The sequence below is a fragment of the Pseudogemmobacter humi genome, assembly GCF_900609055.1.
GTDB classification, from domain to species: Bacteria; Pseudomonadota; Alphaproteobacteria; order Rhodobacterales; family Rhodobacteraceae; genus Pseudogemmobacter; species Pseudogemmobacter humi.
Genome location: NZ_UXAW01000060.1, coordinates 1 through 13,821, shown reverse-complemented (window position 1 = coordinate 13,821; position 13,821 = coordinate 1). Strand labels below are relative to the sequence as shown.

The 13,821-nt window shown below is 56.2% G+C and carries 10 protein-coding genes and 1 tRNA gene; 3 read left to right on the top strand and 8 right to left on the bottom strand.

What is annotated here, in order from left to right; translation table 11 throughout:
• Positions 1-56: 56 nt before the first annotated feature.
• Complete coding sequence (locus tag XINFAN_RS09715; protein WP_124086304.1) at positions 57-1,367, bottom strand: YdbT family protein; 1,311 nt, start codon at positions 1,365-1,367, stop codon at positions 57-59.
• An 85-nt stretch (positions 1,368-1,452) separates the two neighbouring features.
• Between XINFAN_RS09715 and XINFAN_RS09710 the strand changes: the two genes are divergently transcribed.
• Positions 1,453-1,806 carry a helix-turn-helix domain-containing protein gene (locus XINFAN_RS09710; protein WP_124086303.1) on the top strand — a complete coding sequence of 118 codons (354 nt, stop codon included), beginning with the start codon at positions 1,453-1,455 and terminating at the stop codon, positions 1,804-1,806.
• Positions 1,807-2,013: 207 nt separating this feature from the next.
• A complete protein-coding gene (locus XINFAN_RS09705) occupies positions 2,014-2,688 on the top strand; it encodes a hypothetical protein (RefSeq protein WP_124086302.1) in 675 nt (224 codons plus the stop codon).
• A gap of 1,002 nt (positions 2,689-3,690) precedes the next feature.
• Here the strand turns inward: XINFAN_RS09705 and XINFAN_RS09695 are convergent.
• A complete protein-coding gene (locus tag XINFAN_RS09695; protein WP_199286392.1) occupies positions 3,691-4,461 on the bottom strand; it encodes an RES family NAD+ phosphorylase in 771 nt (256 codons plus the stop codon).
• 52 nt (positions 4,462-4,513) lie between these two features.
• On the bottom strand, positions 4,514-8,038 hold the full coding sequence (locus XINFAN_RS09690; protein WP_233352181.1) for an SIR2 family protein: 3,525 nt from the start codon (positions 8,036-8,038) through the stop codon (positions 4,514-4,516).
• Between the two features lie 485 nt (positions 8,039-8,523).
• Here XINFAN_RS09690 and XINFAN_RS09685 point away from each other — a divergent pair, with 485 nt between their 5' ends.
• The gene (locus XINFAN_RS09685; protein ID WP_124086299.1) at positions 8,524-9,207 is read left to right on the top strand and encodes a hypothetical protein; all 684 of its coding nucleotides are present in this window, start codon (positions 8,524-8,526) and stop codon (positions 9,205-9,207) included.
• A 92-nt stretch (positions 9,208-9,299) separates the two neighbouring features.
• Here the strand turns inward: XINFAN_RS09685 and XINFAN_RS09680 are convergent, their stop codons facing one another.
• The 5 genes from XINFAN_RS09680 to XINFAN_RS09660 all read right to left on the bottom strand — a co-directional run bounded on the left by XINFAN_RS09680 (position 9,300) and on the right by XINFAN_RS09660 (position 13,646).
• The gene (locus XINFAN_RS09680) at positions 9,300-10,190 is read right to left on the bottom strand and encodes a site-specific integrase (RefSeq protein WP_233352180.1); all 891 of its coding nucleotides are present in this window, start codon (positions 10,188-10,190) and stop codon (positions 9,300-9,302) included.
• 127 nt (positions 10,191-10,317) lie between these two features.
• Positions 10,318-11,130 carry a hypothetical protein gene (locus tag XINFAN_RS09675; protein WP_124086297.1) on the bottom strand — a complete coding sequence of 271 codons (813 nt, stop codon included), beginning with the start codon at positions 11,128-11,130 and terminating at the stop codon, positions 10,318-10,320.
• Positions 11,131-11,141: 11 nt separating this feature from the next.
• Positions 11,142-11,405: a hypothetical protein gene (locus XINFAN_RS09670; RefSeq protein ID WP_124086296.1), complete on the bottom strand. Its 264-nt coding sequence runs from the start codon at positions 11,403-11,405 to the stop codon at positions 11,142-11,144.
• 318 nt (positions 11,406-11,723) lie between these two features.
• Complete coding sequence (locus tag XINFAN_RS09665) at positions 11,724-13,460, bottom strand: site-specific integrase (protein WP_124086295.1); 1,737 nt, start codon at positions 13,458-13,460, stop codon at positions 11,724-11,726.
• Positions 13,461-13,556: 96 nt separating this feature from the next.
• Positions 13,557-13,646, bottom strand: a tRNA-Ser gene (locus XINFAN_RS09660).
• Positions 13,647-13,821 lie beyond the last annotated feature (175 nt).

Here is a 13,821-nt window from a genome sequence, read left to right as displayed (position 1 = left end):
CCCGCCGTGGTCTACTTCAACAGCATCGAAACCGACCAGCAGGCGCAGGCAGTAGCTTAAACATCCTCGAAAACTGTCCAAGGATCGGGGAGTAGCTCAACTTTCCACTTCTTTGCCCCTCTGATGTCTCGCATCCAACAGAGCATCAGCGGATCAGTGTCCATGACATCCGGTATCGGTCCGCCTGCCGCAGGGACTGGTCGCGCTGCCTGGCTGGCAACTCCTGCCGGTTGGACGGGTATGTCATTTCTGCCGGGATCGAAAGTGAGCAAAACGACCCCATTCGGTTGCGGAATTTCGTTCGTTCCACAGTTGGTCAGGGCGCGGACAGCGGTCTGGTAGATTTCTTCGGCGTCCCGCTGTGTCAAACCTTCGGAGAGGTGCGAGCGGATATAGGTAATCGTCTCTGACGATCCGGGATGCGTCGTACCGACAAGCTCCAGCGTTTGCGTGTTTATACGGTTGCCGACAACCTCAACGCGAACATTTACTCCTCCCCGGCCGATATAGCGTGCAAGGATATCCCCGTTCAGGTCGCCGGTTTCCAGCCACGCAGGCGTCCCCCGAACCGAATCCCGCCAACACTCCGCTAGAAATCCAGTATCGATCTTCTCGGGCACGAGGGTGTTGATGGGGACGAGTGGGGCTGAAGATGGGTTAGCTCGCTTATTCGACGATGGTGTGATCTTGGCGGAAGCCGAGGAGGGCTCGGTCAGCCCATCCATCACGCTTGTCGTTTGGGACGGCGATCCCCCCGCCACGCAGTATCCAATGCTACCGCCAGCTAACCCCAAAAGGACGAACGCAAGAAGCTTATTTGGAGGCTCACTCTGTCGGGTAAACGCCTCTTTCAGAGTATCTGTCGTCTTATCTGTCTGAACAGCAAGCTCATCTACCGGAGCGGCAGCAGCCTCTCGATGGGGTATACCCGCCCGGGCCGCCTCGATAGCGCTTTCCAAAGCGGGCGCATCAGGCACCGATAATCGAAGGGTATTGAGCAAGCTACCAGCCCTGACCAGGACGAGGCCGGGAGAACGTTCAACACTCTCGATCTTGTTGAGCGGGATCGCTGTGATCGAATTCGTAAGGCCCGCCCAGAACACCAGCCGTTGATCGGTGATGATCACCAGTCGCATTCGCCATGCCTGGTGGGCCATGACGCTGATGAAGATTGCGAAACCCAGGAACCCCAGACCCGCTCCGCGCGTGGAAGGCTCTGCAAGGCCTCCGAATGCCATGAGATAAAACAGTGCTGCGAGCAGGTTCATCCAGAAAAGATAGGTCTTCGACCATCGGATGGTGAAGCGAACGATCTCCCCTTCCCCTAGGATCTTCGAAAAATCGGTCTTGTCAGTAACGGTGGTCATGGCTCCATCCAGAACATTTCGTACCGTGTTATCGTACCCATGATGTGCGTGGAGTGAAGGGATAAAACCGAACAAAACGTTCGGCATGGACATTTTTGCCAAGAAACTTAAGGAGCGGGCTGCGCAGCTCGGTATTTCGAATGCCGAGGCCGCCCGCCTGTGTGGTCTGGACGAGCGGCGCTATGCCAACTACGCGAATGACCAGCGCGAACCCGACCTTGCCACGCTGGTGAAGATCGCCCGGACCCTTGGAACATCCGCCGACTACCTCCTCGGCCTGACAGATACCGCAACGACAGACAAGCGGAGCAGGCTCGTTGAACGGCTGACCGTGGCGGCGTCGAGTCTGCCTGACGATCAGCTTGCTACGGTGGTGACGCAGGTTGAGGCACTGGCGCTCCCGCGCCAGAAGCGGCCGGGAAAGAAGACGCCTGTATAGGTAGAACGTCTGTCATGCCTCCCGTGCCGGTTCGGCCCATAGCGGACCGTCAAGCGCCAGTGCGGCATTCCTAAAACTGGTTGCTCAGGTGTGGCGCAGCCGACCGCGCGTCAGAAGACAAAAAGGAGGTCATTGATGGTCTCCGCGGCCCCACGAGGCTATGTTACCAAAAGCGTGAGTTACGAGAGCAGATAGGGATCCGACAGTATGCTGATTTCAGAGGAAAAACGACTACTTCAGCAAAAAATAGATACGGGTTCGGTATCCAATTTTGCATCGCTTGAACAGTATCTGTGGAGGCGAGGGTGGGAGGCACGTACGACCACTAGAACCTCGAAAGGAGGCCGAGCGATTTTGATTGTGAGATCGGGGATCGATAGGGGTTTTCAGATAGAAGTCGATTTTTTGACCAAGAGCTTAGAGATCGAACAACCGGGCATCTGGATCTATGCTCTGATAGCACGGGCCGGACTAGAAAAGGCTTGCTACGTTGGCCAATCGAAGTCGGTGATGAGACGGTTTTCTGAACATACAAAACGCTCCAGACCCGGACTCGGTTCAGATGCATTTTTCGTCTGGGCAGATCAGCGTGCCGCTCCGGTACAAGCTGTTCTACTGGAGTTTTCAGAACGCAGACCTAGCAAAGGAGAAACCGCCCAAGAGGCGACTAACTTGGAAGGGGCGTGGCTTAGTGCTGCAGTGAGTGTCGGGTATACCACGCCAGATGCCGAAAAATGGGGGCGGCTGCCTGTGCCAAGAAAAGATGCCGTCAAATGGAACGATAAAGAAGTCGACGGTATAGCAGTCTCGTTAAGCGAAATTATTAATAAGTCGGTACGGCTTAAAGAATTCTGTTTAAACCCGCCTTCATTTCTGATCTGAGCGAACCTCGCGGGACTCTCGGTCCTCTCCGGGTATTCGCCAGGTTCAACCTCGCTGCGGTGCAGCCTCCCCGAACCGTTCATTCGTGAAATTGCTCGGAAAATTTGAGACGATGGCCAACGCGACCGCCAACCGATATTACCTTGGGACTAGATAAAAGGCGCAAAAGGAATAGGGAGACCGAGTGCAGGACCGTTACGCCGGAGATGTTGGAGATTTCGTAAAGCTCGGCCTGCTGAGAGCCCTTTCATCTGGGCGGCAGTTGGGCGTCGCTTGGTACAGGTACCCGGATGAGGATCACAACGGAGATGGTCGGCACATCACCTATCTCAACAAGCCACATCGGTATGAGCATCTGGACGCGGCTCTGTTCCGCCATCTACAGAGTATTACGAGCGAGACACGCTCCATCAAATCGTTACTGCCAACGCTACCGGGTGTCACTTCATCTAATGAGATCGTGGACAGCAGTATGATATCGCCCCGTGAACGGCGTGACTGGCGCAACGCTTGGTTCAATCGTGTGATAGATGATCTATCATCTTGCGATCTGGTATTTGCAGACCCCGACAATGGCATCATCGATGACGGGGACTGGCGAAAGGGTCGCGCGAAATTCGGCAAGCAAATGCCTCTGACAGAGGTTCAAAGGTTGGCCAAAGGCAGATGCGCTGTAATCTACCATCACAACACTCGTAGGCGAGGTGGCCATGACGAAGAGGTTGCTCATTGGCTGGAGGAGGTAGGAGGCTCAGGCTTGGCAGTGCGCGCCACCGCCTACAGCCCAAGGACATTCTTTGTGCTAAACCCCAGTAAAGATATCGAGACCAAGGTCTACGAGTTCTGTCAGCGATGGGGTGATTTGAAGGTACGTCTTCATGGTGGGAGGTATTAATGCTCGGTTCGGCCCTTTGCGGACATTCAGGGTTTGTAGTTCAATCCTTAGAAACTGTCGTTCGTCACCTGGAGATAGGCACCCTATCAGGCTTCCGTTTGCGAAGGTCAGTCGGGTAATGGCTCGTATTTGTGCGAGATATCTTTGATCTTGAACAGCTGACATTTCCAAACTTGGAAATCGTCAATATTGAAGATCGCGACATTGTATCCGTCCTCTCCGAATGCGCTTTTGTAGGCTACGCCGTCGTAACCAAGGGATCGAAACAATTCGGCAAGGATTTGCGTGGGAGCATATTCCGCTGCGTCATCGGATCTATCTACAGGTGCTGAAAATGCCTTATCGATATCCGACCATACAGCTTCCTCTATTTTGGGTCGTTCTGGCTCTTTAAAGTAGAAGAACTGCTTATCAGAGTGAATGCTGCAATCGATCACCTTCAATTCGCGTAGGCATTTCATAACCGCAACTGTTACGTATGCGCCGATCGCGGGTCTCACTTCAGATATGGCTGTCGCATCATTTGTCGCCATATAGAGGCAGGGTATGCCGCGCGGATTCACGCGACCGTCGGTAGCCCGGTCACGCAAAGGCAGCATGCGTAATTTGCTCGCCGAACACTCGACGTCGTCGATATGGATCTCTTGATCATCATCGAGGGTCTGATAGATCGGTCTCATCCCATGTGCCACTTGGGCGCGCACAAGACCGATTCCCGGCTCAAGGACCCTTTCGCGAACATGACAGGTGGCTGCAACAGCCTGTAGGAATTCAGCCGTTGCTGGAGACCCGATGTATCGACGGCAGGTTACGACCTCTCGTCGGAAATGATGATAATCACGGTGTGATTTGAAAGTCGGGCTCGAAATGTCGTCCATCACAATTTTACTCCAGCAAGACATGTCGAAAATGATAGGTGTCGAAATGGCTTCACCGCCGTGCCACGATGTCGGCCAACCTCCTGAACCGTGCATCTGCCACCAGTGACGGGTCGGCCTCCACAATGGTATCCAGCACCTGTGAAAGATCGTAGGGAGCATCTCTGGGTTCGTCCGCGATGATGCAACTCAACATGTCCAAAGTTTCCGATGGGAAGCGCAGGGACAGGGGCTCGTCTCCACCCAATTCCCTAGTAAAGCCGAACAGCCAATGGTGAGCACCCCTTATTGGCACCAGAAACGGACGGACCACCCTCAGCACCGCCGGGAAGGCCGAACCCGCATCGTCCAACATTGATACCCAGGCCCGTGATGCCGACTCAGTCTGAAATTTCACCTCTTGTGGCCATGAGTTCTGGATGAACGGAAGAGCAAAACTGTTCCAGCCATCGTCGTTCTCCTTTCCCACACGTCCGATGAAGTGAATGACATGTTCGCGGCCAGCATCATCCATGTTTCGAAGAGCATCTCTCGCGTGGGAGAACGTGATCCCATCGATCTCATCGGATGCAAAGGCAGCGGCAAGGACCACCCAGTCGTGAGCACGTTTCGCCGTTCGGCCTCCCCAATCCCATTGGTAGATATGAGGGAATAGCCCGAGGAAGGCCGGTTTGATGAGCATCCATACTTCCGGTGTCGGCATGTTATCGGACCATAGGATACCGTTCCAGGCGGGCTCTGATGCCGGATGCGCAAGGTTGAACCACGGGATCACGCGATCAGTTGTCCATTGGGGATCGACGTAATGTAACCAACTGGTGAACTGGGTCAGGATACAAATGGCATGGTCAGAACCCTCTCCGGGTGCAGCCAGCAATCGTTCCATCCTTGTGGTAAACCATGCGGGCAGCCCTGAGCCCTTCTCGAACTTGCCCGTGGTCAAGACAGACCAAAGCCCCTCGGTGGCCTGGCCAATTGGCCCATTGATCGCGTGATCCAACGTCCGCCTCGAACGTTCAACCGGGACCCCACCAACCGTCACGGTTCCCATACCGCTCTCGGTGCCATCGCTGCCACTGGAAACCAGTCCGCCCACAAATCGATCAAATACCATTTCGGCCAAATCCGGTTCGTGACCATGAAGTCCGGGGTATTTGTCACGGAGCCAGTTTCCAAGGGTATGGTGCATCTCCACCATAATGTTCGATGGAAGCCGAGAAATGCGATGGCAGAAAAGCCTGGTCAATCGCGGCTTGGCTCCATCAAGCCAGTTACTGATCAATGCAGACCAAAGACTGGTCGAAAACTGACCCCGCTTTGCTGCATATGCCAAGGCGGCCAATGCACGGCCTGGGTGACTTTTCACCAAGCCTTGGAATGGACGGCGTTCCGTGAAGCTTTCCCATTCTCGTGTTGAATGTTTGATCGCCGCTGGAACGATCTCACCAATGGGCAATCCAGTTAGTGATGTTGGGTCTTCATCGGTCCCAACCCATCGAACCTTGGATGTTCGGAGTGCTACCACAGTGGTAGCACATCCATCCATCCAGTTGGATATCGACAGTTTCAAAGCTTCAAGCTTTTCCTGGTAGTGGGGTAGAAACTCACAACCTTGGCTGCTTATCCAACCAAGGTAACGCGCTGCAATCTCTGGCCGGTTAGACTTGTAGTCCTCATCCGATTCATTTTCAGCCCTATTTGGGCCACCCAACAAACGTTCGACGATTTTTCCACGTTCATCGGGACCAAAACCGTTCCAGCGGTCATGCAGCAAAAACAGCATTTCGCGCCTTAGGTCGAAGTTCCAGAAGGAGCCCGGATGCATCTCGATGAGATGCTTTGCAACCTCTGATGCGGTGAACACCTTAGGGTTATTCCAGATGAACAGCCGGAGTTTGTCGAAGAAGAACCGGTCTGGCGTGGGCCATGTCTCGCTGTATGACTTGATGAGCCCAGGATTCATTGACGCCAATCGGCCAAGCAGGTCCAGCATGGACGAAAAGAACATCGCGGACTCGTCAAGGTGGCGATCACCATCGCCATCGACATCCCGGGTCGGGTAGCAGGTTGGAGTCTCGAACCACCTGGTGTTTAGTTCCGCCAGCATGCGGGAGGCGTGGATCGCATTCTGCTGGGCACTGAGCCATACCTCTGAAACGACTGAATCCGGTATGGTCAGTGGATCGCCATGATGGCTGGGGAATACCACATCGACCCTTGCCACATCCTTGGACGACGTCTCGGACCAAGCACCAAACGGCGGCTTTGCTCGACCAAGTCCCAGAGGAACATCAACCTTGAACCTCGGCTTGGTGACCTGCTCGTAGTCCCTCAGGACGTTGAGGGTCCAACCCTCCCGCTTGACCCGCTCACGTAGGTCATACCACCCCATGTCGTGGGGACCGGTATTCTTCCCGTTTAGAACTTCCAGAATGATATTCCAGAGCCGCCTAGCATCATCCGTCAGATTGTCGGATTTACGAACTTCGTGGGTTAGATTCCGGAGTAGTTGCGGGTGTAGTCCGGACCACCGTGAAGCCCACCACGCCACAATTGGGCTGTCAGCGTTCTTCCCGATCCAACGCCCCAGAGCATCCAACCGTGGGGGGAGTTGTTCGTATCCGGTGACGACGGTTCCACCCAGACGATGCTGGTCTGGTGGATTTTCATCACCTGGCCTCCAGATGAGCAGATCATCATGGGCAATAGGAGACTTCGGGCCCGTCTCTGGTTTACGTGGTGGGTCGTCATCGAGGCCGTAGACGATGAGCGGGTCAAAGGTCTCAGCATTTTCCCCAAAGCTCGATGATGGTTTTGCTGTTCGACATGCTGAGTCGAACACACACAACCATTCCGGGGTGACCGGTGGTTCAGCGTTGGCAAACAGTTTCGCCCCGGGTTGGGTTCTGACCAGGTGGGCAACCATACCACGCTGATGGGCCTCAAGCTCCCGTGGGCCACGTCGGGCCATCTCAACAACTGATGATCGCCAGCTTCGAGGGTCGTCTGCCCGCACAGCCCATGCGGTGAGGGTATCCCAGAGGGAACTATGATCGTGACCTTGGCCCGGGTATGGGATCGCTGTAACGGGTCGATCCTTCCACTTTTCATAGACCTCATCGGGAGTCCCCCGATCAAACGCGAACAGCCTGGATCGATCTGGGTTCCCGTCTTTGACAAACCCTTGAAGCAGATATTTCATTGGCGGGTCTTCGGCCTGGTAGCCGACCATAACCACGATATACCGGGTCAGGAGTTCACGGATGAATTCCGTGGCCGACGCGGTCCGCAGGTAGGCGTCACCAAAATCGGAACTGGTCAGAACCAGATCGGGTTGCCCACCCCCCTGTGTAGAAAGCCGCCCATGAAGGTAAGTCACCCCGGACAACGATGCTCCTTGGCGGAGGACCGGTAAAGAGCGTGGTTCATGGATGCTTCCCCCCCGCCCTGATGCGGAAGCATCGAAAAGATGGTCAAAATTCGTTGTCACGATCCTGGGAACACCGGTTTGATCGGCAGATAGTCTTGTGATCACATCATGGTGGAGGCTTGGACCAGACCTGGTCGGTGGTGACATCAACCGCTCGGCAACCAGCCTGACTACAGGCTCTCGTCCGAACTCTTGGACCAGGAGATTGAAGACTTCATCCAACGGTTGCTTGGGCCCATCAGTGTAGTCTCGCCATGGTGCAAAGGCCCGAACCGCACTGGATGATGCTGGTGGGCTAAGCTGATCGATGACATGCTGGGCCAACCCGACGAATGTCGGCATCCCCGCTGGTATCGAAACACCCGCACCACAGAGGAAAACCACCTGCCCGGCATCTCTGGCCTCCAGGAGTTGATCCGGGATTGTAGGGCCACCCGCAACGAAGCGCATACTCTCCTCCAAACGGTTTCTACCCAACTAAATATGTTGCCCAGCCATCGTAAGGCTACCACCCCTTGTGCAGGACTTCACGTTTCAGTTGTGATATGTGGGGCAAAGTTTCAACCCAGAAATCTACAATGGGCTGAAAGGACGTAGTAGATCATCATCTGAACCATATCAGGAGCCAAGCCATGGGTAGCCCAGATCATTATGGAGTGGAGTTGCCGTCACGATGCCTAAAGCTTCTTGACGCAATCTGGGCGAATGCTGAACAGGTATTTCCAGATCATGAGGAGGAACTTGGCCCCCTTACAGCGACCTTCCTGCTATCCATGGCAATACCGATCGTCAACCTGCCGATTGAGCGGATTGAGCGTCGCAATGGTGCAAGGTTCGATGGCTACATCGATGATCGCAACCTGGACCCAAAACTCTCAGAACGAATGCATGTTTGCCTTGGTAATCAGAAAATACAGAACGCACCATTCTTCCTGGCCGGAGCTTGGTCCTACTTCCGCGCCCAACTCGCCGAGCCGATAAACATCAGTGATGGATTCCCAGACGAGATTGCCATAGAGCTGGCGAGGCCAGATGCAGTTGTCGCGGCTTCAACACTCCCGGGAAGCCAATGGTCATCAATCCTCCGGAACTCAATGGCTCACGGCGGAGTCGTTTACTTGGACGCTGATGGTAGAACCGCACGACACAGACCAGCGAAATTCTTTGTTTTCGTAAGCGGTCGATTTGATCGTGACGATTGCGGAAGACCGATCAAACTAAACTCAGTGGAAACGTTGCGGGTGTCTATACCGCAGTTTAGAGAATTCCTGCGTGCATGGGTTAGCTGGTTAAATGGAAAACCAGCGGTAGATTGATCGCGATCTGGTTGAATGGCTTTTGGCCCACAACTTCCACCCATTGACGTCGTTTGTGTCGAAGGCAGCGAATGACTGCTTCCCGCCCATCTCTACAGCAGCGCTCCCGCCGCGTTCCCTGTGAACAGTTCCCCCTCTCGCACATACCGGGCCAGCATGGCGTCCGACGCATGGCCGGTCTGGGCGCGGATTTTCAGGGTGGAGACCCCCGCCTGTGCCGCGCTGGTGGCGAAGCCTGCGCGGAGGCTGTGGCCGGAGTAGCCTTTGGGGTCTATCCCGGCCGCGTCCAACCGTTCCCTCAGCAGGGCCGAGACGGCATCGCCGGTCAGGGCCTCGGGGACGACATGGCCATGTCGGGTGATCGGGCGGAACAAGGGGCCTGCGTCGATCCCCGAGACTGTCAGCCATGCCTCGACCGCCACTACTGGGCAATGGCGGGTGCGACCGTGGGGAATGCCGATGCGCCGCCCCGCGCCGTCCTGATCGGTCTTGCTGCGGCGGATGGTGGCGATCAGCCCCTGCCGGGTGATTTCCATATCGCCGCGTTCCAGCGTCACGAGTTCCGAACGGCGGAACCCACCCGCGAAACCCAGAAGCAGCAGGGCGCGGTCGCGCCGGTCCCGTAAGCCATCGCCTATCCGGTCGAGGACGAGGAACAGGTCATCCCGCAGCAGCGGTTTCGCCTGCTTCTGGGCCGCGCGATGTTTCCGTTTCAGCCCGCGCAGGGTTGTCCTGACGATTTCGGTCTGGCAGGGGTTCGGCAACCGCGCCGCAGAATGCGCTTTCGACAGGGTGGCAATCCGGCGCAGGATCGTTGCCACAGCAAGGTGACCGGCATGGTCCCCGACATAGGCGCAGATCATCGCCGGGGGCGCGGGCAGCACCCCGCCCCAGTCCCTGAAATGGCGCAGATCGCTGTGATAGGCCCGCTCGGTGTTCGGCGCTATGGCATGGGCCAGCAGGTCGCTGGCAGCCTCGGTCAATTGGATCGGGGAGCCAGAATGGAACAAATCGTTTGTGCAATTAATTGCAAATTGTTCTGTTTCTCCACTTTCCGTCCGGCTCATGTTGGCCCGTGATAATTGAAGATTATCCGGGGTTAGAACCAGATCATGCATTGGGCTGTCCTCCCATCACTTCAGTTCGGACAATATTCAGCCGGGGGATGGCGGCACTGACGAGGCCGAGAAGCGTGGCAGACTGATCTGGGGCAAGACCCATACACTCAAGCTCCATCATCTCGCGGAGCATTTGGCCGACCGGGCCGTCCTTCCTCTGTGCGCACATCCCGCTTTCGACACGAAACAGCGCCTGAGCCAACATTTCTACCCTTCCGGCAACAGGAAGCGTGTCGCACGACCACTGCCTGATGCCTGCGTCGTTCTGGAGAATTTTCGCCAATGCCGCTCGTCCCTCCCGCGTAAACATGTCCAGTGCCCAGCCCGGAAGAGGACCGATCATCTTTTCTGGCGGGAGCAGATCGTCTCGGATCTCATCGCGCAAACCGTTTTCCAGCGAGAGCAGCGCAACCAGCGGCGCAAGCATTTCGCCCGTTCGACGATAGCCCTCGCGGGCGATAGCAAGAGTAGTCGGGGCGACACCAAGCTCATCAAGCAGGTCGAGACCCAAATCAGCGCTTCCCCTGCGTGGAAGATCAAGACGGCGATCCATGATGATCATCCGCAGTGCCAATGCGCGCAGAGGCAAGAGATCGGTCGTGAGCGCAATCAGTCGCAACCGGGGAGCGGGCAGATGGGCCAGTCTCTTACGATTATCAGACAATCCCGGCCAGCTTTCGAGTACGCAAAAGAGATCGTCGGCAGCGCGGTTCTTTGGGCAGGCGACCATGCGGATAGTGATGGCCGCCGCAACCACCCATTCACCGCCAAGACGCTGCCGAAACCGCTTCCCCTCCAGCGCCACGGTGACAATGCCTACCGTTGGCAGGTCTGCAACACCGATATCCTCGAAAGCGTGATCCCCGCGCGCCGCCAGAACCGATCCGGTGCTATCTCAAGCAGCGTCGATGCGGCTTGCAAAGCCAGTTCGAGCCGCCCGCGCCTGACAGCTTTCTGCAGCAGGCTCATGGCCTGCCATATAGTGATGCTAATGGGGGTTGGACGGGGGGGTATACCCCCTTTCGCGGCGGCATGGGCAAGCGCTTCGCGAAAGCGTTCCAATTGGTCGATCTGGGACATTCAGCTCCTCCTTGAGCGAAGGGGAGCAGGTCCATTGTGCCCTCATATAACGTATGCAGGACCGGGGCGCAGGGAAGGAAAATGCGGACAGGTCGACAATATAGTTATATTTTATAATGCCTTAATGGACATCGGGGCAAATTTTGGATGCGGCGACGACAGGCGGGTAACAGCACATGTCTCTCAGGCGCAAATGGGTCTGTAGAGAACGAGTGACAAATGCAAAAATCCGCGCAGGCGAAGAAGTTAACGTTTCAGGAGCAATTCTCTCAATATGTCTCTCGGGTCGATTTGTCTCTGGCCGTCAGATCCGGGTCATCATGCCATTCTCAGGGCATCCAGCTCAGGCAAATCATACGAAATCTGATCAACAAGTTCTCGCATATGGGCCAGTTTCACACCGGAGCCATAGCGTGCGTTGATCGAGTCGTTCTTGTGGCCTACCACGGCCTCAATCGCATATGCAGGGGCTTCTACCGCGCGCATCGCGTCGATGAAGCTGTGGCGGAAGCTGTGAAAGGCGGTTCGTTTATCGTAGAAACCGCAATCCTTCGCGTAGCGTGTCCACCATTTTGAAAAATTGGTGCTGAAATATCCGTCATTCCCCGATTTAAGCTCTGGGAACAAGCGCTCCCCCGATTTCACACCGTCGACGTATCTGAGAAAACCGGCTTCGATCAGGTGCTTGTGGATCGGCACTTGCCTGATCGACGAATTGGTCTTGAGCTGCTTGCTTATCCCCGGCGTTTTGGCATTGTCGAAGAACCAGACCCCATTCTCCTGCTTTATGTCAGCCCTGAGCAGCTGAACGATCTCCCCGAGCCGCATCCCCGAATACAGCGCGATCAAGGGGACCCAGAACTTGCCGTCACGCAACAACAGGGTTCCGGCGGTATTGGAATGCGCCTCGCTCTTACGCCCAGTGTAGACGGGCGACCGGAAGATCTTGCCTAATTGGTCCTGCGAATACGGAGCGCGGTCGTCCCCCGCATCCCGCTCGGGCCGTTCAACCTTAACTTTGGCCCCCGGGATTTTCGCCAGATAGCCTTCATCAACAGCCCAGCCGAGCATCGTCTTGAAGAAGCGTAGCCGCTTCTCCTGCGTGGCGTAGCTCAGCGTCGCCCCTCCGGTGTTCGCCTCGGCCAGCGCGAGCAGGGTCTCCCCCGCAGCTTCCTTGCTCTTTTGGGCATTGGGAGGCAGGCTTACGATCAAATCCCGCAAAGCACGTACATGTTTGTCCGTGATCGACGTGATCGGCATCTCGGGCTGTATGACCGAGAAGACGATTTGCATGGTGTAACCGAGATCGCTGGCGGTCTTGACGGACCACTTTCCCTTGCTCTTGGCCTTTTGAAAGCGCTCGACCAACTCCGTGACGCTGATTTGCTCGACACTGTCTTCGACAGCAGCGAGGGCTGAGACGGGTGCCGATTGCATGGGGGCCGCCACTTCGCCCGGCGGCAAGGGCAGATCATCCGCTGTGATCCCCAGGAACATGGCGTCACGAGGCGCTTGCGGCTCTCCCGTCAGTTCGGCCACAAGATGTTGCGCGCTATCTATGCGGGCGCGCAGGACGCCTCTGCAAGCGTGGTGCAACGCATCCAGCCCGGAGGTAGACGCGCTGGCCGGGATGCCCTCCAGCAGCTCTCTGGCCTCGTCCTGAATGTCTTCAGCGTATACCCGACTGCGGAGCTGTTCCCGGTATCCTTTAACACGCTCTGACAGTCCCTCAGCCTCAGCGTAGATATCGAAGACCGGGTCGCTGGGGTAGATCGTCGCAATTTCCTCATTGCGGTTCAGGCAAGTCTGAAAATAGCGCCGGAGCTGATCGTTGATCTGCTCAATCGTGGTCTTCGTCATCCGCTCAAGCCCCAGAAAGTATCGGTCGAGCGTAATCGAGAGCGCCCGGCACTTCTGGGTGGCAGCGTAACGGCAGCCAGTCCGCAACGACAAGGAGAGTTCGCTGCGCCCGACTCGGGCAACGAGGCGGCGCGGAACGCTCATGCGGAAGTAGAACACTGCTCCGCGTCTGACGAGTCGTGATGTGGTGCCCATCCCTGGCCCCCGCTGTAGCAGTGTGCTGTAGCAGGAGCGGGTTCGACCAGATAATCCTTGAAAATAACGTTGGCGTTCAATGCTTTGAAGGCCAAGTGGCGGAGACGAAGGGATTCGAACCCTCGAGACCCTTCCGGGCCTGCACCCTTAGCAGGGGTGTGCCTTCGACCACTCGGCCACGTCTCCGCCGATCCGTATATTGACGCAAGATCAGATAAACAAGGTCTTTTTCTGAAATCCAGACATCGAGGCGATCTGTGGTATGAGCTACTCCCCGATCCTTGGACAGTTTTCGAGGATGTTTAAGCTACTGCCTGCGCCTGCTGGTCGGTTTCGATGCTGTTGAAGTAGACCACGGCGG